General features: G+C 67.4%; 13 protein-coding genes and 1 pseudogene. 7 read left to right on the top strand and 7 right to left on the bottom strand.

The annotated features are described in order from the left end of the window. Positions 1 to 33 precede the first annotated feature (33 nt). The 5 genes and pseudogenes from CAP_RS00600 to CAP_RS00575 form a co-directional block, all read right to left on the bottom strand. The gene (locus tag CAP_RS00600) at positions 34 to 1,272 is read right to left on the bottom strand and encodes a CHAT domain-containing protein (protein ID WP_044234840.1); all 1,239 of its coding nucleotides are present in this window, start codon (positions 1,270 to 1,272) and stop codon (positions 34 to 36) included. Then, positions 1,269 to 6,731, bottom strand: a complete 5,463-nt coding sequence (locus tag CAP_RS00595) for a DEAD/DEAH box helicase (RefSeq protein ID WP_044234837.1) — start codon at positions 6,729 to 6,731, stop codon at positions 1,269 to 1,271. The genes CAP_RS00600 and CAP_RS00595 overlap by 4 nt, the downstream gene beginning before the upstream one ends. Continuing rightward, positions 6,721 to 10,128, bottom strand: a complete 3,408-nt coding sequence (locus tag CAP_RS00590; protein WP_044234835.1) for an STY4851/ECs_5259 family protein — start codon at positions 10,126 to 10,128, stop codon at positions 6,721 to 6,723. The genes CAP_RS00595 and CAP_RS00590 overlap by 11 nt, the downstream gene beginning before the upstream one ends. Positions 10,129 to 10,240: 112 nt before the next feature. Beyond that, a pseudogene (locus CAP_RS00585) lies at positions 10,241 to 10,603 on the bottom strand (AAA family ATPase); the annotation flags it as partial. 453 nt (positions 10,604 to 11,056) lie between these two features. Further along, on the bottom strand, positions 11,057 to 11,515 hold the full coding sequence (locus tag CAP_RS00575; protein WP_044234827.1) for an AAA family ATPase: 459 nt from the start codon (positions 11,513 to 11,515) through the stop codon (positions 11,057 to 11,059). 881 nt (positions 11,516 to 12,396) lie between these two features. Here CAP_RS00575 and CAP_RS00570 point away from each other — a divergent pair. The 6 genes from CAP_RS00570 to CAP_RS00550 all read left to right on the top strand — a co-directional run bounded on the left by CAP_RS00570 (position 12,397) and on the right by CAP_RS00550 (position 16,994). Next, a complete protein-coding gene (locus CAP_RS00570) occupies positions 12,397 to 12,918 on the top strand; it encodes a hypothetical protein (protein WP_044234825.1) in 522 nt (173 codons plus the stop codon). Positions 12,919 to 13,316: 398 nt separating this feature from the next. Continuing rightward, positions 13,317 to 14,183 carry a hypothetical protein gene (locus CAP_RS49635; protein WP_197040927.1) on the top strand — a complete coding sequence of 289 codons (867 nt, stop codon included), beginning with the start codon at positions 13,317 to 13,319 and terminating at the stop codon, positions 14,181 to 14,183. A 15-nt stretch (positions 14,184 to 14,198) separates the two neighbouring features. Further along, a complete protein-coding gene (locus CAP_RS49630) occupies positions 14,199 to 14,345 on the top strand; it encodes a hypothetical protein (RefSeq protein WP_156040362.1) in 147 nt (48 codons plus the stop codon). Positions 14,346 to 14,382: 37 nt separating this feature from the next. Continuing rightward, on the top strand, positions 14,383 to 15,318 hold the full coding sequence (locus tag CAP_RS00560; RefSeq protein ID WP_156040361.1) for a hypothetical protein: 936 nt from the start codon (positions 14,383 to 14,385) through the stop codon (positions 15,316 to 15,318). 219 nt (positions 15,319 to 15,537) lie between these two features. Next, the gene (locus CAP_RS00555) at positions 15,538 to 16,269 is read left to right on the top strand and encodes an SDR family NAD(P)-dependent oxidoreductase (RefSeq protein ID WP_044234817.1); all 732 of its coding nucleotides are present in this window, start codon (positions 15,538 to 15,540) and stop codon (positions 16,267 to 16,269) included. Beyond that, a complete protein-coding gene (locus CAP_RS00550; RefSeq protein ID WP_044234815.1) occupies positions 16,266 to 16,994 on the top strand; it encodes an SDR family NAD(P)-dependent oxidoreductase in 729 nt (242 codons plus the stop codon). The genes CAP_RS00555 and CAP_RS00550 overlap by 4 nt, the downstream gene beginning before the upstream one ends. Positions 16,995 to 17,175: 181 nt before the next feature. Here the strand turns inward: CAP_RS00550 and hemH are convergent, their stop codons facing one another. Next, positions 17,176 to 18,063 carry a ferrochelatase gene (gene hemH, locus CAP_RS00545; protein WP_044234811.1) on the bottom strand — a complete coding sequence of 296 codons (888 nt, stop codon included), beginning with the start codon at positions 18,061 to 18,063 and terminating at the stop codon, positions 17,176 to 17,178. Positions 18,064 to 18,245: 182 nt separating this feature from the next. On the opposite strand from hemH, the gene CAP_RS43380 reads away from it, so the two are divergent. Then, on the top strand, positions 18,246 to 20,054 hold the full coding sequence (locus CAP_RS43380) for a M1 family metallopeptidase (RefSeq protein WP_052373887.1): 1,809 nt from the start codon (positions 18,246 to 18,248) through the stop codon (positions 20,052 to 20,054). Between the two features lie 87 nt (positions 20,055 to 20,141). On the opposite strand, the gene CAP_RS00535 is transcribed toward CAP_RS43380, so the two are convergent. Continuing rightward, positions 20,142 to 21,707, bottom strand: a complete 1,566-nt coding sequence (locus tag CAP_RS00535) for a S28 family serine protease (protein ID WP_052373886.1) — start codon at positions 21,705 to 21,707, stop codon at positions 20,142 to 20,144. Positions 21,708 to 21,811: the final 104 nt, after the last annotated feature.

Below are 21,811 nucleotides of genomic sequence, written 5' to 3'. Positions count from 1 at the left end.
CGAATGCGGTCGGGCATGGCTTTGTTTTATTTTTTAGATGAACTGGGTGCCCGTCTTGCCGAAGAGCGTGTATAGGAGCCCCAGCGGGTTGGAGTACTTCTCAAAGAGCTGGATGCGCGCGTCGAGCAGAGCCCTGCCGAGGGTACGGCCTTCGATAAAGTCATTCCAGAACGCCAGACCGAACGCTCTGCCGAAAGAAGCCGGAACCGGCGCGAAGGTGGTGACACAACACAGACGCATCTTGCCTTCTTCCCAGAGCAAACCAGCAACCGAATCGTTATTCCACAGGTGGAGTGGCGCGGTTTCGCAACCATTGAGAAATACCACAACCGGGTTCTTCTCAAATTTCGGTTCGGCTTGCGAAATCTCGTTGGCAGTCAGGTTCAGACCGTCCAGCTTCAGCCAGCTTGTCGTCTGGAGCGGCGGGTTGTCCTGGTGGGCGTGACCATAAAAATAGAGGCAGTCGGCGTCGAAGTTCGAGAGCGCGCGCCGCAGCTCCGCCGTTGACTTCACCCACTCTACGCTGATATCGCGCTGTGTCGCGTGGAGGCCGAGGGGCCCGCGCGCGTGCTCCTCGCCCTTGTCGGTCTGAGGACATACAGCGGCAATCAACCGGGCTGGCCTTCGAATGGGTGCCCTCCTGGCGATACCGTCGATTTCCTCCCCGATCAGGTGTTTGAATCCCCAGAAGCGCTTGGTACTGAAGGAACTCTGGTTATTCGGATCGAACGTCTCGTCGTACAGAAATGTCCAGGGAAAGAGCCGCACAGGGCTCTTGATGATGAGATTGTTGGGCCTGGTTAGAACGGAACGAACGACCTCTTGCAGCATCGCGTTATCGCCTGGAAGATAGCCCTCGAAGTGTGGTCGACCGCCGAAGAGCCTGCGGAACACCGATTCTCCGACCACGGCGATGGGCGCGAACATCTCTCGCAATTTCTCGTCGGGCACGAGCTTGAGCGGGTCGGAGCACAGAAGCTGCGGGCTACGCAAGTCACTCTTGTAAATCGCCTGTATCAGCTTCGACAGCTCTCCGCGGGCGACATCGAGGTTCACCCTGACCTTGTACTGAAGCTCGATCCGGCCGCCGGCAGGCGAGAACAGGTCCATCGCCTTTGCCTCGACCTCGTAACGCCGGTTGAGGACCGCTGACAAGGAGATGTGAAGCTCGTCGCTACTGTTGGGCAAGGAAGCGATCCAGATAGTCGTCCACTCGTCGGCGGACGGCACCGACATGGGCACATTGTAGGAGGCGTTCGCGGGCGCGCTCATGACCGTGGCTCCTGCTCCTGGGAAGAACTCTCTGCAGCGATGAAGGTGAACGTCTTGCGGTGAATAGGTTCGCCGCGTATGAGCAAAAGGACATCCAGAGCGAGTCGACCTTCGCATTGAGGCGTGATCGTCCACGTCGCCATGTGGCCGAGGTGCTGTGGCAGCTCGAACCTGTTTCTGGCCGGCGTCACCTGGGCTCCAGGGCAGAACACCATCACGTCCAGGGGAGTAGATCTCAGCAGTTCGATGTTCGACGACCGCTCCCTATCGATCATGACCTCGAATTGCGCTGGGACCCCGCTGGTAAGGCGCACAGGGGCAATTCCGTCTTGTCCGAGGAACCCTGCCGTGACCTGGAGGAACGCAGAGCTGGCGCCTGTATCCGCCCTGTCAGCATCCCGGGACGCGGCGAGGAGGAGCGCGTCGATGACGCTCTGTGCGGCCTTCCTGTTCAATCGGTTGATCACAGTCTGGGTGTTGAAGGAGAGCAGGCACCCGTGGCAGGCGCGGTCGCACCGCCGCGGGCAGGCGACTATGGCGCGCGCGCGCCATAGCAGGCTGGGAAGCTGGTCGCGCGCAACAGCAACATGGCCAGCGCCACCCGCAGTCGCGTCGAAGAGTACGATCGAGCGACCCGCAGTCTGCTGCGCCGTGCTTGATACAGGAACCGCCCAGCCAATCTCCCGGGGCTCGATTCCCAGCATCTCCGCTAGCGCCTGGCGCAAGGCAATGGCGATCGATGTGCACTCCGTCGCATCGGAGACGTCAGCCCCCGTGTCAGGCCGCGTGAGCTGGAGTTCAAAAATGTCAGTATGCTCCTCGCCGCCCAGATCAACGTTGCGCTGGATGGCGAAGCCACCATCGCTTCCTGGGCAACGTGCGCTCTTCGGGTCCTCTTTTCCACCCCTCAGCCTTGAGTGTTCCTGTAGCTCGTGCGGGATGGAGGTCCGTCCCCCTAGTCCACGCTCCGACGCCGCTCGTCCACAGCGAAGGCAGATCGCATAACCATGGTGTCCAACACCATCGTTCCAGTGGAAGACGATGCCATCCTGCATGTAGCGCCACCGGCCCACCGGGAAGTCTTCAAACCTTACCCAAGGCTCGTTGCCCGCCCATATCCAGGGTTCACGTGCAGGCACGAAGCGCTGCTGGGACAAATCGTTGTGGGGCTTCTCGCGAATATCGACCGCAAAGCCGGCAGGGCGAATGTAATGTTTTTTCGCGAGCCGATCGCTATTGCATCCTTTGCATGAGGAAGGCTTTGTCGCAGTCGTCCCGTATTGACCGCAGTTATCGCACCGCCACGCCCAGCGCAGCGACTGAATCTCTCGAACCTGCGCATCGCTCGCTGGGATCTTCCAGTTGAGCGTCAGTCCCTTGGATTCGTAGATCATGCCATTCAGCACGATGCCGCTTCCGGGAGCATATTCGCGGATCGCCAGCGCAAGGTGCCGGGCCGGATAACCCCGCTGAAGCCCGTACCCCTCATCGCGCTCTCGGTGCTCCTTCTCGTAATCCAGCATCTCTTTGGTGGTGTGGATGAAGGGCACCACATGAAGGGGAAAACCGTACGAGGGAAGGAAGCCCTCGCTGGCGAGCGTCTTCAAGACGTATTCTTCCCGGAGCCGTCGCCTCTGAATCCACAGGGCACGCTGGATCGGGCTGCTGGGCTTCTCGTCTTTTCCTTTTGGCTTGAAGCCGGCCTCGGCGAGCAGAAGGGCCAGTGCCTCGTCTTCGGCGTGCCAGTTCCGCGCGACTGTCTCGATCTTCTCACGCGCAGCATCGAACAGCTCCTTGCCGCTCACGCCATCGAGCGCGGTCCGCGCGATGAGGTGCCGCACGCCGCGCATGAGGATCTCGTCCGAACTGGCGTGGTCTTGCAGCCAGAGGCAGAATGCGTTCGCGGGCGAGCCTGACCGCTCTTCACCGTCACGCAAGAAAAATGCCTCGCAGAGGAGGCTCGCTCCGTCGCCTCGGTATACCTCACGGAGGAAGTAGCCCAGCGCGATTGCATTGGCATGACGTTCCACGATGCGCTTGCGCTCGAGCGACACGACAGGGACATGCACGGGCGTGACGAAGGGCCACGAGGTGTCGGCGAACACGGCTTCGCCATGCGGTGAGCCCTGGCATAGGGTAAAAGCCAGCGCGCGTGGCTCGTCGCGGCGACCAGCGCGACCAGCACGTTGGAGGTAGTTGGCAGGGCCAGGAGGGGCGTTGTTCATCCCCACTGCCGTCAGCGCACCGATGTCGATACCCATCTCCATGGTCGTCGAGCAACTGAGGACGTTCACCTCGCCTTGCTCGAAGGACCGCTCGAAATACTCGAGCCTCGACTTCGATTGCTGCGCGGAATGCTCGGCCACCTGGAAGTAGAGCGCGTGGCCGAACGAGGCGATCCGATCCGAGAACTCGGTCCATACTCCTTTTGCGCGCGCCTGCTTCACCTGTTCATCGTGGTCCAGCCACCTGGCGACGTCCTCGGGCGAGACCCCCTGTCCGCGCTCCCCGAAGGGGAACGAAATCTGGGGCATCTGGATGGGCTCGCAGCGCTGTTGAGAATCGAGCCAGCGTTCAGTCTGGTAGGGCGAGAAGGCCTGCAGCGTCGTATCCAGAACACGGCGCGTCACAGGGCAGATCCACCCCTCGGTGATGAGCGCGAGTTGCGCCTTGTCCTCCAGTTCTAGGACGAGCCCCTCGCCGGTGTCGGTGAGCAACCGCGTCCTGAGCACGTCCCATGCCTCGCGCAGGACCCCATCCACGTCGGAGCGCGCTCTCGGGTCCTTCTCGTCGAGGCGGAAGGCCAGAAAGAGCAAGCGCGCCAGACGGGGAAGTCGCTTGCCCTTCACGATGGTTGGCCAAGCGTACTTCCTGTTCTTCTCGGTCCTGTCGCCCGGACTGGTGATCCGGGTCGGACTGATGTTGGCGCCCATCCAGCGAAAGAAGGACCTTGGCAAATCGATGGCTGTGTGGCTCCTGACGAAGAAGTCGACCACGATCTTCAAAAAGCCTATCCAAGATGCGAGATCGTTCCCTGCGAGGTTCGACCATGGAGCAGGCACCCGCGTTTCCTTCGCGAGATCCGGATACTGGACTGCTACCATGCCGAGGGTTTCGAGGGAGTTCTGCCGCTTCGGACGCCTCACGAATTCGCGGAACAGACATAGGCGGGCCATGTCTTGAGTCGACAGTTCCGCGGGGGCATAGCGGTTCTTCAAGCTGGTTCGCATCCACTCACCCACCACGGTGTCGCCCTCGAGCCACTCGCGCATCTCCTTCCACGGCACCGCGCCGGAGCGCGCAGTGGTGCGTAGCCGGTCCAGTGCGTCCTGCTTCTCGGACAGCATCGCCTTGAAATCAGGATCTTCTATCGCCTTCAGCTTTGCAATCTGGCCGATGAGTTCAGCTTCTCTCACCGGGTCGGCTTTGCCCACTTTGCTCCAGAGCTGGTGATACACCTTGGCGCGTATGTACATGCGCTCGGCCTCGAGCTGGGCCCGGGCTGCGAACCGCGCCGTCCCTTGTCGGCTATCATTAAAGGTGATGAGGCGTCGGCCGTCCGCGGGTAGACGCGTCGTGCGGTCATTTTTCGGTGCCAACCGCTCAAGGATGGCAGGTACTGCCACGCCGAGGTAGAAGGGGCCGCCGAGGCGGACGGGACGGAAGATCTCGTTTTGGAGGTTCTCGCGGTCACCGCAACGAGCACAGCGGTGAGAACCCTTCTCCTGACGGAGGAGCACGATCCGTCGCCGTCGCTCGCCGCCACCTTCGAGGATGCCGGTGTCCATCGATAGCGATATGGGTGCGGAGGTGTGGTCGTTTTGTGTGCTCCCCGCGATGTACGTGAGAGGGTTCGCCACCTCGCTTTCGCTTTCCTCGTCGTCATCAACACCCTCGGCCGCATCGAAATCACCGTTCGAGGGTAGGGGCTGGACCAGCGTGCCATGGTGGTCGCGCACGGCCAGATAGGCCGTGCCGCAACCTTGGCAAATCACGAGGGGATATGCCCGCGCTCCACAGTCGCACTCTTCGCGCCGCTCGAAGTAGACTTTGCCGAAGGGCCAGTCGGATTCGGCGAGCGCCGTGCCCGCCCTCTTGTCGCACCGATTGTCGCAGCAGGCCCAAAGCCCCTGCTGCGTGCGCATAAAGAAGTGTCCTCGCAGGGGAAGAAGCGTCGGCAGGTGATTCTCGGCCGAGCACGCGCGAGAGCAAAGATCCAGTAGTTGAAGGGTCGTTCGCTGTCGCTCCTCAGAAAGCGCAGCCTCGCACTCCCGGCCGAAGACCCATTCGGACACGACAGGTAGAGGCTTCGGATTCTCGGACAAATGGAGGCGCAGATCGCGGATGGCAGGCACCGAAGCCAGCCGCTCGAACAGCGTCGCATCGTCGAGCGCTTTAAGTTCAGCGAGGTCGGGCAGCGGTGCTGACACGGCCTCAAACCGCTCCGGGAGGGGAGTCACGCTACGATGCCCGCCTATGACTTCAACTCTGGATGGGTCCACTCCCGCGAGATCCGCCAGGTAGAGCCGGAGCAGCTCTTCGGCGCCGGGCCTGGCAATGGTGGCTGAAGTGGCGACGAAGCGAACCTGTCTAGGATCAACGCGGAAGTCATGCATTACCCGGCGCAGGAGCAGCGCGATCTCTGCGGCACCCGAGCCCAAGTAGGTGTGCGCCTCATCGAGCACGATCCAGCGTAGCTTTCCCCGCGATTTTTCCACGATGGGCTTGTCGTCCTTGCGCACCATCATGAACTCGAGCATGGTCGCGTTCGTGACGAGGATGGGTGGAGGGTTCAACCACAGCTTCTCCCTGCAAATGACCTCCGTGGGCGAGCGCGCTTGCGTATCTCCCCTCTCACGCCTTGGCGTTGCGCCATTGTACAGGCAGAAGCGGATGCGACCTTCAAAGCCGTGGGTCCAAGCCCTCAAGCGCTGGCGCTGGCTATTGATCAGCGCGTTCAGTGGATAGAGAAAAAGCGCGCGCACCCCTTCGAGCGGCTCCCTGCTGTCTGAGGCGGCGACCTCGTGCGCCAAGTCATCCAGGATGGGAACGAGAAAGCACTCCGTCTTACCGCTGGCCGTTCCAGTGCGCACGACGACGGAGCGCCCCTCGGCGCGCCGCAGAAGCTGCCAGGCCCGGTGCTGGTGGACAAATGGCTGCTGGTCGCGTGCGAAGCGGTAACGCGCGAGCTGGGGCGGCGGCTGATCCATGGCGTCGACAAGGCGGCGATCGAGGAACGGTACCTGCTCGAGTGTCATGGGCGACCGCTCCCAATCGAACAGAGCTTCGAATACGGGTGGCGCCAGGAAACTGCTCTTGTTTCCAGGAGCACTCTCGAGCGACGTGTGCAGATAGTCGCGGAGGCCGCGACTGGCCGGGCCGATCTGGCTCGCGGTCGCCCGGGCCGCGCGCTGCGCTAGTTCATGTGTCAGCGCGGAAAAGAACTCGTTAGAGCGCATTGAAGTACCCCGGATCCTCTTTTAGCTTTCGTGCGATCATGCGGGTCAGTGCCGTCGCATGCGCGACATCGAACCATGTCTCGTCGAAGGCGCGAAGTCGTCGCATGTGGAAGCGGAGCGTATCGTCTGTCGTAATGCCATGCATGCTGATTGCAGCGGCAAGCGCCGGGGCGTTGATGATGCCATCGCGACAAGGGAACTCAGGCAAAAGGAGTTCGGGCTCAAGGAGCGAGTTCGGGACACGATAGATCACCGCCGCCTGCCTCACCTCCCATGCTGGCCACGTGTCGTGCGTATGCCGCCGCAAGAGCGCAGGCCTCTCTGAGGATGAGAGGCGTGCGTGCAGCGCATCGGAATGCCCTAGCGTTGACCCGCCAGGCTGGGGCGGCATGCCCAGCAAGGTCAGGTGGATGAGCTCCGTGACGACGGCAAGAAAGCGGGCACGTTGAGGGCCACAGGCGGCAAAATTGGCAAGCAACTCGCTCACCGCACGCGACGTGGACCAATCAAGCGCCTCTCGAAACTGGGGTTTCGACGTCACCCAGCGCAAGAGCTGCCGAGCCGCGCGGAGCCAGGCACAGATGGGTATGAGCGACCATAGAAGCGAAAGCTGCTCAAGTCCGTCCCACAGCCGATCAAAATCGTTGCTGGAGGCTTTCAGCAAAGCCACTGCTGAGGCGCCGGGGTGACTGGCGAGCGCGCGCACGGCATCCAAGGTGCTCGCCGGCCAAACGCCGAGCGTGCGCAAAAAGCTCTGCATGCGAGGCCAGTCCGGGTGCCCGAAGTCACCCGCGAGCGTCTCGACCACCTCGCTGAAAGCGCGTTGCCGCGCCTGCATCTGTTTGATGCGAGCTGCCCGCTCAAGAAGAGACGTAGACTCCGGCGCCTCTTCTCCCTTTACCGTGATTCGCAGTGGCCGGAGCCGCAAGGTATCGCCCTGCAGGCCGAGAAGCAGCCACGGGCCGACTACCTTGCCCTGCGGCACGAAGGACCACCTGCCATTCTCGCTTGGCAACTCGAGGTCGGGCGCCTCAGGCTCGAGGAGCGGTCGCGTGACGAGCCGCAGCCTCTCCACAACATCGTCGCCGAGCACGCGCCGTGCGTCGTCCGCGAGGAACAGGGTCGAGCTGCCGTCGGGCGAATCGCGCTTCTCGAGGCTGGCTTCGTACCAGCCGACCCTCAACATACACGGCGCGGTCGCCTGTGTTCCGACGATACGCAGCGAGACGGTGTGGTCTAGCTCGTCGCACGAGGCAAGGACAGCCCGGAGCGTGTCGCGCACCACGTCGAGCGGTAGCTCGAAGCACCCGTTGCCAACGACATGCAGAGGCTGAATTGGGATCCACGTGCTACCTTCCAGGCGTGCCTCGAGGGCGAAACGCTCCTGGCGAACCGGGGAGACGGCCCGCGCACGGACGAGGCTGAGCCCGTCCAGCGAGACGCGATCTCCGTTGCGCAGAGCCACGCCCCCGCGACCAGAGAAGACGACCACCCGTGCCGGGTAGGGAACGTTGAAGCGAGCCTCCCCGCCCCCGCGAAAGCGGAGCCATACGTCGACGAAGGCCGGCGGTGTCGCAGGTGCCTGGAGAGTGACGTTAACTCCGGCCTCTGCATGCTCCTTGCGCGCCACATCCCCACCAGGGCCGATCACACCCACGTCAGCGAGGGCCCGACTCTCCACGCGGATATGGCCACCACCACCGTCCTTAGGATGGATGCGAAGGTCAAAATCAGGCGGGAGAATCGTACAAGAAGTGCGGAAGACCTGCTCGCCACCACGGATAACGCGTATCTTGCCCGCTCCGAGCGCAGTGGCGTCGAGACGTTGCCATGGAGCACCAGACCTTCGGGGGCGCCACTCGATGGCGTCGGGCGGAACCCATCGCTCGGTACCGTCAGCACCGACTTCTTTGATCTGTGGTGGTCCGAGCCAGGCTTCAGCGCTGGTGGAAGCGCTCCACCAAGGCTTGCCCCTGAGGATGAAGCGGACGGCATAGGCGCTGGGCTGCCGGGTCGCGATGACGAAAGACTCCTCCGCGCCTTTGCATTGGACCGAGCCCTCCACCCGCTTCACGACCCGATCCAACCCTGCGATCTCGCCCCAGTCCTCTACGCGCGCCCCGGGTTCGGGTGCCAGGACCTCGGTGGTCGCGACGACGGCGATGATGCTTTCAGCGCGGGTGCGGTACGCCCCTACGCCGACGAGAACATGGGTGGGATGCTGCTCATGCCCTTCGAAGATCCAGGGAACATTGTCGAGGGCCTCACCGCCGGGAAGCTGGATGCATGCGATGTCCCGCCCTCCCACGGCTGCCACGAGCAGGACCCCACCCTGGACGACGGCGGTGTGGTCGATCGGCCTACTTGCGAGGAGCTGAAGGTCGTAGCGCCCTTCACCAGCAACCGAGGCAGTCGCGATCGCACATAACCGCCGCTCGCCGTCCGCTGTGACGAGATGAAGGTAGAGACGCGCGGGCAAGTCCTCCTCTGAAATCTGGAGCTGCTCCGCGAGCTTAGCGGCCGCGAGATCGGGCGGGCCTCCGAGGCGACGTTCGACGCGGAGCGACCCTTCGGTACGGAGCAGCGTATCGACAAGAAGGCCAGGCTCCTCCGCGGTGGTAGGCTCCCTGGGGGCGCGCAGCAGGCCATCGAGGAACTCTCGCGCAACGTCATCATCAAGGTGGAGCGGCACGGACTTCCGCCATTCAGGTAGGCATGTGTCGAGAGTGTGAATGGGGTCGGCCTGTCCACGCACACACTTGCGGAGCTTGACCACCGCATCGACGAGGTTCGCGCTCAGCTCGAGGACGAGATCGTTGTGGAGGCTGACTGGTAGAACGTCTGCATGGCGCGCCACGATATCCGCAGCCGGACGGTTGTAAGCCTCAGACACGCGCACGAGCTCGCGAAAGTAGCGCTTGATGTGTGACTCTCGCTCGGGCGCCTGCAGGACCTTGAGGGGTAGGCCACCCTCGCAGGCGAGCGTGAGCAAGAAGCCTCGGTGATGGGCAGCAACGAGGAGACTACGACGCCAGTATGCGAGTCCGCGCTCGACGGGTTCGTACAGGACCGTATAGCTGCCTTGATGGTCGAGAGCTGCGAGCACGTCGCGCCAGGACCACGCGCCCCCCTGGTATGTTCGGCAGAAATAGGTGGCGGCGAAGAGGCTGAGCGCGGCAGCGCTCTCGTCATCATCAAGGCGATGCCGAGCACTCAATCGCGACGTGAGCGCCGTTTGTAGTGCGTGTAGCGTCGCCTCATCGACACGGTAGGCGTAGAGAGGCCGCTGATCGGGTGCCACGAGCCCATGGTTGGCCAGGATCTGCCTCACGAGTGTGCGAAGGTCAGACACCAGCGCGTCGCTCTGCTCCTTCTTACCGCCTCCCCCCTCCTTCATAGACCCGTAAGATCCATCTATCCTGGGTCGCTCGTCAACAGTCCCTCACCGTGCCCCAGACGGCCGGGATCACCACACCTCACGCTCCTCACGGACACCCCGCTCTTCACCGTCACCTCCTCCCTCCTCCCTCCTCCCTCCTCCCCCTCCCCTCCCCCATGTAATCCGTCAGCCACATCGCCCCTGGCTTCATCCCTCCGTCCTTTCGGCTCACCTTCTCGAAGTCGGCCATGCACTCGTAGACGGCCTCTCCCTTATCCCTCCGCATGTGGAGCACCTCCTCCGGGTCCATCTCGTCCAGCACCACGGGCGACTGGCTCGTCAGCAGCACCTGCACGCCCTCCTGCGAGGCTTGCCGGAGCGCGGCCAGCACGGCGCGCAACGTCCAGGGGTCCAGACCGTGCTCGACCTCCTCGCTCGCGATCAGGTTGGGGCGCGGCTGCACCGCGAGTAGCGCGAGAATCGTGGTGAGCCGACTCGTGCCCTCCCACGCCTACAACAGCCGCGAGAGCTCCGTGAACGCCTCGGCCTCGGCCGCACCCCCACCTGCACCCCCACCTGCACCCGCACCCTGCGTGCGCACCTCGCGCCAGCCGCCTCCCCGCCGCCCCCCTCCCCTTCTCCCTTTCCCTTCCCCTCTCCCCTCCCCTGCAGCGCCTCCACCCCGCCCACGCCCGGCAGGATCTCCTCACCTGCGCCTACCGAGGCGCGCCCCTCCGGGCCCAAGCGCTGCAGCAGGGCCACCAGCGCCTGCCCCTCCTCATCCACCAGCGCCTGCCCTCCTCCTCGTCCAGCGCTTGCCCCTCCTCACGGCGCCTCCCGGCCGGCGCACACTCCCGCGGGCCCACCATGGCGTCCCCCGCGCGCAGGAACACGGCACTTCGGAGAAAGTCGCGCAGACGCCCGGCGCCGGGGGCCGCGTCCTTCTTCACGTAGTACAGGGCGAGGGTATCCGGGTCACGCAACGGCGCTGCACCCTCATACCGCGCACCACCGGGCTGCCGGCCACCTCCCGCGATTGGATGGTCAGGGGCGCCGTCGTGTCGCTGCCCTCCCGGCAGGGCTCGTGCTTGATGACCGGATTGCCGGAGGCGTCCGCCTTCACCTCCAGCACGTAGCTCACCTCGACGTCGCCCTCCGGCCCGAGCGTCACCACGAGCGTGATGCGGTGGGCGCCGCGGTGGAGGAGGCCCTCGAACATCGCGGCCTGGCGCTGGGTCCCGACGCGCAGCCCGAGGCCGAGGGACACTTGGAGCCACTGCAGCGCCTCGAGGGGCGCGCTCTTGCCCGAGCCGGTGCGGCCGATCAGCAGGGTCAGTAGGCCGAGCCCGAGGAAGCCCGAGTCCCGGATGGCCTTGAAGCCGCGGACTTCGAGGGCGGTGTTCATGGTCCAGGAAGGGGAGGCGTCCCCGCGACCCCGGTCAAGCCTGACCCGGGAGGGCGCGCGGCTTCCTGGCCTCTGACTGCGGGCATCACAGAGCCCACCCCTGCACCTCCCCTACCCCTCCCCTTCAGGTCCGCGACTCCCACCCACGACGTCCGGGACCCAGACCCTGCTCGTGCGGGACCCAGCTTTTGCACATTCCGGGCCGCAGCCTTGGCATGCCGACGCTCATCCCCTCACATCCCCTACCCCGAGACCTGGCATCGCGGACCCCAACCCTTCACGTCCTTCACCCCAACCCTTGGCATCGCCGACCCCAACCCTTGGCATCGCGGACCCCGACCCTTGGCATCGCTGACGCCAACCCTTGGCATCGCGAACTCAAATTCCGTTCAGCAGTCCGCCCCCAAATTGGCATCGCGCACGCCAACCGTTGGCATCGCGCACGCCAACCGTTGGCATCACGGACCCCAACCCTTGGCATCGTGCACGTCAACCATTGGCATCGCGCACGCCAACCATTGGCATCGCGCACGCCAATCATCGGGGTCCGGTACCCCAACCATTGGCATCGCGAACTCAAATTCCGTTCAGTGGCGACGCCTCCGGACCGGGTCGGCCACGCCATCTCCCAGCTCTGGCACGGCCTTCTCCGGCACAAACGCGCTCCCTCGGCGCACGAGGAGCACCCCACACCCTCACCATTCCACCTTCACGATCGCACCTCTTCCCACCAGCCGATCGGCAGTTGCCGTTCCAATGGCGATGGAAGATGGGCAGTGATTGATATTCTCCTTGAATTCGTTTTGTGCCTCTATACATTGGGCGGCCGGCGCGAGTCGCATTCCGCGAGACGCAGCTATGCCCCTGGAGGGCATCACATCATGATCACGAATCGAGTAGGGGATAACTCACCCACGGCGGCCGAGCTGAGCGCGCTCGTCACTCAGCTCACCGATATCGTCACGCAATTGCAGGATTTCGGGCTCATTCTCGCGCCGGAGGAGCGGAAGCGCCTCCTGCACGCGCGCCTGGAAGCCGAGCCGATGGTGCAGCGGGTCCACGATCTGGCCACCAACTACGGCATCACGCTCCAGGACATCCCGCTCGCCGGGATGATGAACGACCTCGATCTGCGCATGCGGCTCCACCCGCTGGCGGACCTGTTCCGGTCCGGGCTGGTGCTCGCCGAGGACACGGCGGCGCAGGCGTCGTCGGAGATGTGGGAGGCGTTCCTCGGTTATTACGGGGTGCTGACCAAGATGGGGGAGCAGAACCCGAAGCTCGCGCTGGAGCTGAAGCCCGTGACCGAGTTCATGGCCAAGCGCCGCCCGCCGCTCAAGGGCGCTCCCTCGAAGACCCCGATCCCCCCGGAGACCACGAAGCCGACGACGCCGAGCGCCTGAGAAAGACGAGCGTGTCATTGAACGGCGCTGTGATTCAGGCGCCGTGATTCGCGTCTCGTGACGCGCGAGAGCCGCCACGCGCACCATTGCTCAGGAAACCACCGCAGTATGCGGAATGGTCCTGGCAGGATGCGCGCTGGCGCCTTTCTTGTTGAACACACCTCGCAATCAGCGATCACGCCTCCCTGCTTCCTCACCGCTCACCGCTCCCTCACCGCTCACCGCTCACCGCTCCCTCACCGCTCTCCCGTTCCCTCACCGCTCCTCCGACCCCGGACGGCTTGGCAGTGCCTCCACCCCTGCGTATGGTCCGCCTCGCGAGGTGGCCGGCGCCTTCTGCACGAAGCGCCGGGCCCTGTGCGCGGCGTCGACGGCAGCGAGGACGGGCGGTGAACACGATGCGACAGGACCGATGGCTTCTTTCCCTGATGCTCACCGGCAGCCTGGTGGCGGTCACGTCGTGCGGGAGCGCTCCCGGCAGGTCGCAGGGGGCGGCCACCACGCCACGCGCCTCGGGGGCGGCGACCGCGCCGCAGACAGCGACGCAGGCGGCCACGAACGCCGGGACGGCGGCGGGCGCTTCAGGCGCGGAGAGGGCGCAGCAGGCGGCGGCGCAGAACCCGCCCGGGAGCGCGCCAGCGCAGGCGCGGAAGGGCCAGGCGCTCGACTGGTCGGACGAGGACGATGCGAAGGCGCAGGCGCGAAAGGGCCAGGCGCCAGCGCAGGCGCGGAAGGGCCAGGCGCTTGACTGGTCGGACGAGGACGAGGCTGCCCCTCTTGTGGGGAGCGGCCTGCAGGGTGGCGTCGTTTCCGGGCGGAGCACGGCGCCCAGGGATGTCGACGCGACGTGCCAGGTGGCGAACCCGACGATGTGCATCGACTACCTCTTCGAGAAGAACGGGGCGCGGGCGGAGGCGCACTGCAGATCGGTGCAAGGGGAGATGGTGTTCGTGCCCGGGGAGAAGCTCGCGGGGAGGCGGGGCTGTTACAACCGGGATCGCGCGGGGAGCTGCGCGTACAACCTGGGGGACAAGGACCAGGTGACGGTGTTCGAGTTCAACTACGACGCGATGACGGTGGTGGATCCGAAGCGCTGCACGATCGAGGAGCTCAAGGGGGTCCCCGCGAAGCCTCCGCCGCCGCGGCCCATCACGGTCTGCGAGAGGCCGGGCAAGAACGACTGCATCGAGAACGACACGGACAACCCGGCGTGGGCGGCGGACTGCGGGCGGCTCGGGGGGACACTGCAGAAGGCGCTCACGTAGTGCAACCGGGAGAAGGTGGTCGGCGTCTGCAGCTTCAAGCAGCGCGGGGAGCACGGGGCGATGGTGTTCTACAAGGGGCACCCGTCGCCGAAGAAGCACCTCGTCGAGCTGTGTGACCTGGTGGAAGGGACCTGGAAGGACGGAGGGGGAGCCGCGCGTTGACGGGGGTGAGGCGCGCTGGGTGCGGAGCATGCGCGGCGTGCGCGACGATGGGCCGGGGCGGCGAGGGCAGGTGCTGAACATGGTGCGACGTTGCAGGTGGGTTCTTTCCCTGATGGTGAACACGGGCCTCGTGGGGGCCACCTCGTGCGGGAGCGCGCCCGGCACGCCGGAGGGGGCGGCGACGGCGTCGCGCGGGTCGGGTGCGGAGGGCGCGCAGGAGGCGGGGCAGGGCTCGTCCGGGGAGGAGCCGAGGACGGTGGAGGAGGCCACGAAGGCCGGGATGTCGCTCACGGGGGACGGGCTTCCTCTCGGAGAGGAGGCCGGAGGGGTGGAGGGCGGCGAGGCCGGTCGCGGGGGTGGGGGGCGCGGATGGAGCACGGCGCCCGGGGATGTCGACGCGACGTGCCGGGTGTTGGCGACGGAGATGTGCATCGACTACGTGTTCGAGGGGGACGGGGCGCTGGAGCTGGCGACGGCGCACTGCGAGAAGAAGAAAGGGAGGATGACGTTCGCGCCCGGCATGCCGGCGGTGATGCGCGGCTGTTACAACCGGGACCGCGCGGGGGGATGCGCCTATCACCTGGGGGGCGAGGATCAGGTGACGGCGCTGGAGCTCGACTACACCTCGATGACGGTGGCGGAGCCGGGGCGCTGCACGATCCCGAAGCGCAGCGCGCCCGGTCAGAAGGCGCCGGCGCCGCGGGCCTTCGCGGCCTGCGAGAGGCCGAACGAGCATTTCTGCACCGAGAGCGACTCGGACGACCCGGCGTTGCTGACGCGGTGCCCGCAGGGCGGCGGGACGCCCAGGCAGGCGCCGTGCAGCCGGGAGAAGGCGCTCGGCGTGTGCAGCGCCAGGCGGGGCGGGGAGCAGGTGGCGATCGTGTACTACGCGGGAAACAGGCTCCTGGCGGCGGACAAGGAGAGGGTCGTGGCGCAGTGCAAGGCGGGGCGCGGGGCCACCTGGACGGAGTGAGCAGGCGCGGCGCGGTGAGGCGCGGGTGAGACGGGGGGGGGCTGCGCGATCGGCGCGGCGCGGAGAGACGCGGGTGAGGCGGGGGGGGCTGCGCGATCGGCGCGGCGCGGTGGCGGGCGGGATACGCGCAACGGGGGCGCTGCGCGCGGCAGGCTTGACGGGGGTCGGGGGGTCTGGTTCACCCGCTGGCACTTCATCGGGCAGCGGAGGAGAGCGCAGATGCTACCGGGGCTTGCAGACAAGGTCGCGATCGTCACTGGTCACCGCAGCGGGATCGGCGCTGCGATCGAGGCGCTGCTGCGGGAGCAGGGGTGCCGGGTGCACGGGTTCGATCTGCCGGAGGTGGACCTCAGGGACCTCGGGGCGATCGAGGGGCACGTGGAGCGGGTGGTGGCCGCGGAGGGGCGGGTCGACATCCTCGTCAACAACGCGGGGGTGACGCACCTCGGGAACCTGGTGGACACGTCGCTGGAGGACCTGGACGCGGTGCTGACGGTGAACCTGAAGGCGCCGTTCCTGCTGATGAAGGCGGTGATCCCGCACATGGTGCGGCAGGGGAAGGGGGCGATCGTCAACAACGCGAGTGATCAGGCGTTCATCGGGAAGAAGGACAGCGCGATCTACGGGGCGTCGAAGGCGGCGATCGCGCAGCTCACCATGAGCGCGGCGCTCGACTGGGGGCCGCGGGGGATCCGGGTGAACTGCGTGGCGCCGGGGAGCACGGACACGCCGATGCTGCGGCGGGTGGTCGCGGAGCTGTCGGCGCGGCGGAAGCTGGTGGAGGGGGACGCGTACAAGGACGCGGGGGATTCGTACAAGGACGCGGTGCCGCTCGGGAGGTTCGCGGATCCGCGGGAGATTGCCTGGGCGGTGGCGTTCCTGGCGTCGGATGCGGCGTCGTTCATGACGGGGGTGGTGATGCCCGTGGACGGCGGGGGGGTGGCACAGTGAGCGAGCAGGCCGGGAGCGCGCGGGTAGCACTGATCACCGGGGGGTCGCGGGGGATCGGGAGCGCGCTGATCGAGCGGTTCCGGGAGGGGGGGTTCGAGGTGGCGGCGTTCGCGCGCAGCCCGGTGGACTCGCCGCACGCGGCGTTCTCGAAGGTGTGCGACGTCAGCGATGCGGCGCAGGTGAAGGCGGGGATCGCGGAGGTCGTCGCGCGGTTCGGGCGGCTCGACGTGGTGGTGAACAATGCGGGGCAGGCGGGGGTGAACTCGCTCGACCCAGAGGACGATGATGCGTTCTGGAACCAGGTGATCGCGGTGAACCTGAACGGGACGTACCTGGTCAGCAAGCACGCGCTGCCGCACCTGCCGGACAGGACGGGGCGGATCATCAACATCGCGTCGGTGCTGGCGCTGAAGGGGGCGCCGGATCAGACGGCGTACACGGCGGCGAAGCACGGCGTCATCGGGTTCACGCGGGCGCTGGCGCTCCACGTGGCGCCGCGGGGGATCACGGTGAACGCCATCTGCCCGGGGTGGACCCGCACGGCGATGGCGGAGGGGCGGATGCGGGACCTCGGGCTCGACGCGGAGGCGCTGGCGCGGAGCGTGCCGCTCGGGCGCATGCTGGAGCCGCGCGAGGTGGCCGAGATGGCGTTCACGCTGGCCGGCGAGGGGATGGCCGGGGTGACGGGGCAGGCGCTGGTGATCGACGGGGGAGCGCTGGCGTGACGGGATGAGCGACGGCGGGGGCGCGACTCCACACGGTCGGGCACTGCGATCGCCTCCCGTGACGACGGGCGCCAGGCCCGAAGCGGCAGCACGCTCTGGTCAGCTCGGGTGGATCGCGGGGGGGGGGGCCCCGACGAGCTTTGCTCGGCGGGGGGCGGGGGCGCGAGCCCCTGACTCGGGACTACAACACGCGGCGGGCGACGGCTTCGAGAGCGTCGATGAAGCGGGGGCGGGTGCTGACGGCGCGGGCGCGCAGGAGGCGCGGGAGGCCTGCCTGGGCGGCGAGCTTGGGGGCTTCGATGTCGAGGTCGTAGAGGGTCTCGACGTGCTCGGCGAGGAAGCCGATGGGGGCGATGAGGGCGGTGTGGGCGCCGGCTCTGGCGAGGGTGGCGAAGGTCTCGGGGAGGTCGGGGCCGATCCAGGGCTCGGCGCTGGCGCCCTGGCTCTGGAAGGCGATGTGGGTCTGGAAGCCGCGGGCCTCCAGGCGCTCGGCGACAGCGCCGGCCATGGCGCGGAACTCGATCTCGTAGCGGTCGCCCATGGCGATGACGCGGCGGGGGAGGCTGTGGGCGGAGAGGATGATGGGGATGGTGTTGCGGTCGGCTTCGGGCTCGGCGGCGAGGGCTTCGTCGATGGTCTCGATGAAGGCGTCGAGGAGGGCGGGCTCAAGGCCCCAGGCGGGGGCGGCGCGCACGGTGAGGTCGGGGTGGGCGGCGGCGGCCTCGCGGATGGCGGCGTGGTAGACGTCGACGGACTGGGGGGCGAGGGGGAGCGAGATCACGGTGCGCACGCCCTGCGCGAGGAGGGCGGGGAGGACCTCGCTCGGGTACGGGTGCCAGAGGCGGGCGCAGACGGCGACGGGGACGCCGAGGCGGGCTTCGAGGGCGCGGGCCTGGGCCTCGGTGATGGTCATCAAGGGGGAGCCGCCGATGGCGTCGAAGCGGTGGGCGATCTCCTGCACCAGCTCGGGCGGGGTGGGGCGGCCGCGGCGGATGTTGTGGAGGAAGGCGGGGATGTCTTCGTGGCGCGAGACGGTCCCGTGGCAGGAGAGGAGGACGGCGGCGGACATGGGGCGGAGACGATAGCACGCGGGGGATCGCGGGCCGGGACGGTCGCCTGGGCGCGGGAGGACAGGAGGTCTAAACGCGCGCAGCAGCTTGCGCAGGCGCGCGAGGTGCTACGGTCTGCCGCCGTTCCATGAGCGCACGACCCTCACCATCTCCTGCGCGCGCCCTCTGCAGGCGCGGCGTCGTGGCCTTCGGGGTCTTCGTCGGCGGGCTGTCCGGCTGCGGGGCTCACCCACGCACGTCCGCGCCCAGCGCCGAGGATGATCGCGGCCGAGGTGCGCAGGTCGTCCTCCGGGGGAAGGAGACCCCGGCGGCCGGGTACGATGTCCTCGACTACGATGCTTCGCTCCGGCTGGTCCCGGAGACGCGCGCGATCTCGGGCCGCGTCCGGATCTCCGTGAAGGTGCGCGCCGCGTCTCCGACCCTCGATCTCGCCGCGGAGGGGATGATCCTCGATGCCGTGCGGGAGGGGGGCGACGCGCGCGCACACGGGATGCAGGACGGTCGCCTGCGGATTCCGCTCGAAGGCGCGGCGCCAGGCACCACCCGCACGATCGAGATCGCCTACCACGCGTGGCCGAGCCGGGGTCTGCGCTTCGGCAAGGACGCCGTGTTCACGGTGTTCCACACGGAGCGCTGGTTGCCGTCCAGCGATCTCCCGGGAGACAAGGCGACGCTCACCTTGCGGCTCACCGCGCCCGCGGGGCTCACGGTGGTCGCGAGCGGCGATCCGGTCGCGCGCGAGCCGCTCCCCGAGGGCCTCGAACGCCACACCTTCCGCCTCGGCATCCCCCACGCCGCGTACCTCTACGGCTTCGCGGCGGGGGAGTTCCACGAGGCATCGCGGGCAGCGGGGAAGGTGGGGTTGCGCTTCCTCTCCACGGAACGGAGCGGCGCCGATCTCGAGCGCGTCTTCACGGGCACCGAGGAGATGCTCCGCTTCTTCGAGGGGCGCGCCGGGGTGCCGTACCCGTTCGCGCACTACACGCAGGTGCTGGTCCAGGGGGGGAGCCCGCAGGAGGTCGCGGGCTTCGCGGTGCTCCCGGCCGACTACGCGGAGAGCGTGCTGAGCGAGCCGCGGGAGGACTGGATGATCGCGCACGAGCTGGCCCACGCCTGGTGGGGGAACCTGGTGACCTGCGCCGGCTGGGCCGATTTCTGGCTGAACGAGGCGTTCGCCACGTTCATGGTCGCCGCCTACAAGGAGCAGCGCTGGGGCGCCGACGAGTACGGGCGCGAGGTGCTCCTGGCGCGGCGAAGCTACGGGCGGATCCGCCAGCGCGGCGAGGACCGCGCGCTCGCCTTCCCGGGGCCGGTCCGGGCGAAGGACGTGTCGGGTCCCATCTCCTACGCGAAGGGCAGCGCGGTGCTCTACCTGCTCCGCCACCAGCTCGGCGAGAGGGCCTTCTGGGCGGGGGTGAAGGCGTTCGTGCAGGACAACGCGGGGGGCGCGGTGACGAGCGACGCGCTGCAGGCCGCGATGGCGGCGGCGAGCGGCGAGCGCCTCGATGGGTTCTTCCAGCAGTGGGTCCACGGCACCGGGGTCCCCGAGGTGGTGGTCCGTCACCGCGAGGAAGGCAGGAGCCTTGTCTTCGAGGTCGAGCAGCGCCAGCAAGGGCCGTGGAGCTTCCCGCTCCAGCTCGCCGTCGAGACGGACGCGGGGCGGGAGAGCCGGACGGTCGCGATCACCGCAGGTCGGCAGGAGGTGCGCTTCCCGCTCGCGGGTGCGCTCCGGTCGGCGCGCGCGGACGACGGGGGCCACCTGCCCTTCGCGATCGAGCACCCGCGCCCGGCGCCGATGCTCCTCCAGCAGCTCCGCCACGAGCCCGACGTGGCCGGCCGCGCCGATGCGCTGGAACGTCTCTCGGGGCTCTGCCGCGACGCGGGCGAGACGCAGGAGTGCGCCGCGGTGCATGAGGCGATGCGCGAGCGCGCCGAGGACGACACCTCCCGCCTCGTGCGCAAGATGGCGGCAGACGCGCTCGCGCCGTGACCTCCTGCCGCGCGCTCACCACGGGCCGCCGCGCGCCGCCACGCGCCGCGACGGCCCCGCGAGCGCCCGTGGCGGCCCCAGCGTGGGTCAGCGCAGCGCGCGGCGTGCGTGGAGGTCCCAGCGGGCGGCGGCGTGCCGGATGGCGGCGGTGGGAGGCGTGACGGGGACGCCGGTCCAGGCTTCGAGGGCGGCGAAGGCGGTCTGCTGATCGGCGCCCGGGAGGCTGGTGACGCGGGCGGCGTGGGTGCCTCCGGGCTCGGTGAAGAGGTACGAGTCCTGGGCCGCGCCAATCTCGTAGGCACCCGCGGTGTAGGGGTCGCCGCCGCCGTAGACGAACATCATCCGCTCGCCCTCGGTGGCGAGCCAGTCGGCGATGTCGGGCATGGCCTCGGGGTCGAAGACCGGGGTCTTGCCGGGGAGGACGTAAGAGGCGGCGACGTCGAGGCCCGGGTACTGGAGCAGGTCGGCGATGTTGGACTCGTCGTAGCCGGGGTAGCCGAGCTGCACGGCGGCCTGCCAGTAGTAGGGCTCGTAGTAGGCGAGGGAGAGGTCGGCCCAGGTGTAGGGGACGCCGGCGAAGGCGAAGGCATCCCAGACGTCCTGGTCCGAGGCCGTGGGGGGCGGGACGGCGGGGCAGTAGGGCTCGCCGTAGTACTGCCAGAAGGTGAAGAGCATCTCGGTGACGGCGGTCTCGAAGGCCTGCTCCATGCCGAGGAGGTCGTAGGTGTCGCCGTAGACCTCGGCATCCTCGGTCATGAGGGCGAGCATGGCGTCGCGGCGGAGGAGCACCTCGCGCTGGAAGGTGAGGAGGGCCTCGCGGCAGTCCGCGTCGCCGCGCTGGGCGACGAAGGTGACGTAGCGGGGGTCGGACGCGCCGTAGCTGTGGGGGGCGACGTAGGCGACGGTGCCCTGCACGTCGTCGGGGTAGAAGCGGCGGTGGTAGGTGACGGTCATGCCGCCCTTGCTCACGCCCGTGGAGATCCAGGGGGCCTGGTAGATGGGGTGGAGGGCCTCGGCGATGCGGTGGAAGTCGGCGGCCGACTGCTCGATGGTGAGGTGCGACCAGTCCGCGGGATCGGGGCGGGAGCTGCCGAAGAAGCGGTGCTCGACGTAGATCTGGTTTCCGCCGAGGAGGAGCGCAGGCTCGGTGAGGGTCTCGCTGCTGGTGCTGATGCCGTAGCCGCTGGTGCCGAGGATGAAGGGCGCGGTGAGGTCGCGGTGGTGGAGGACCAGGGTCTGCTGGAAGTGCTGGCCCGCAGGGTCGGCGTGGTCGGCAGGCTGCTCGTAGCTGAGGATGATCCAGCGGTAACCAGGCTGCTCGGAGGGCTTCTCTTCGACGACCTGCATGCCGGGGATGGCCTCGATGAGCGGGAGGATGTCCGCCGTCTCGCCGCCACCCGCGCCGCCATCACCGCCATCACCGCCATCACCGCCATCACCGCCATCACCGCCCACGCCGCCTGAGCCACCTGCGCCGCCATCACCGCCTGCACCACCCGCGCCGCCTTCGTCCCCGCCTCCGCCGGTTCCACCAGAGCCACCGCTGGAGCAGTCGTTTCCGCAGCCGTCACTCGAGTCGCCATCACCACCGCAGGCGGCGACCGCGGTGAGGGAGAGGAGAAGCACGAAACACGTCGTCAGAGAGTTGCGCATCCGGGGACCTTTCCTGTGTGGGCGGCGGCTCTTTCACGCTCCGTGCCGAAGCCCTGGTCCGGCAGGCGGGGAGGTCAGCGCGCACGGAAGTCGGCGCGCTGGCG

The sequence above is a fragment of the Chondromyces apiculatus DSM 436 genome (genome assembly GCF_000601485.1).
In the GTDB taxonomy this organism is placed as follows: domain Bacteria; phylum Myxococcota_A; class Polyangia; order Polyangiales; family Polyangiaceae; genus Chondromyces; species Chondromyces apiculatus.
Note: the sequence above shows the minus strand (reverse complement) of the source record. Positions and strands in the feature narration are given on the sequence as shown.

Excerpts from the sequence above, each read along its gene's own strand:
- CAP_RS00600 (WP_044234840.1), bottom strand. The coding sequence starts at position 1,272 with ATGAGCGCGCCCGCGAACGCCTCCTACAATGTGCCCATGTCGGTGCCG.
- CAP_RS00595 (WP_044234837.1), bottom strand. The coding sequence starts at position 6,731 with ATGCGCTCTAACGAGTTCTTTTCCGCGCTGACACATGAACTAGCGCAG.
- CAP_RS00590 (WP_044234835.1), bottom strand. The coding sequence starts at position 10,128 with ATGAAGGAGGGGGGAGGCGGTAAGAAGGAGCAGAGCGACGCGCTGGTG.
- CAP_RS00575 (WP_044234827.1), bottom strand. The coding sequence starts at position 11,515 with ATGAACACCGCCCTCGAAGTCCGCGGCTTCAAGGCCATCCGGGACTCG.
- CAP_RS00570 (WP_044234825.1), top strand. The coding sequence starts at position 12,397 with ATGATCACGAATCGAGTAGGGGATAACTCACCCACGGCGGCCGAGCTG.
- CAP_RS49635 (WP_197040927.1), top strand. The coding sequence starts at position 13,317 with ATGCGACAGGACCGATGGCTTCTTTCCCTGATGCTCACCGGCAGCCTG.
- CAP_RS00555 (WP_044234817.1), top strand. The coding sequence starts at position 15,538 with ATGCTACCGGGGCTTGCAGACAAGGTCGCGATCGTCACTGGTCACCGC.
- hemH (WP_044234811.1), bottom strand. The coding sequence starts at position 18,063 with ATGTCCGCCGCCGTCCTCCTCTCCTGCCACGGGACCGTCTCGCGCCAC.
- CAP_RS00535 (WP_052373886.1), bottom strand. The coding sequence starts at position 21,707 with ATGCGCAACTCTCTGACGACGTGTTTCGTGCTTCTCCTCTCCCTCACC.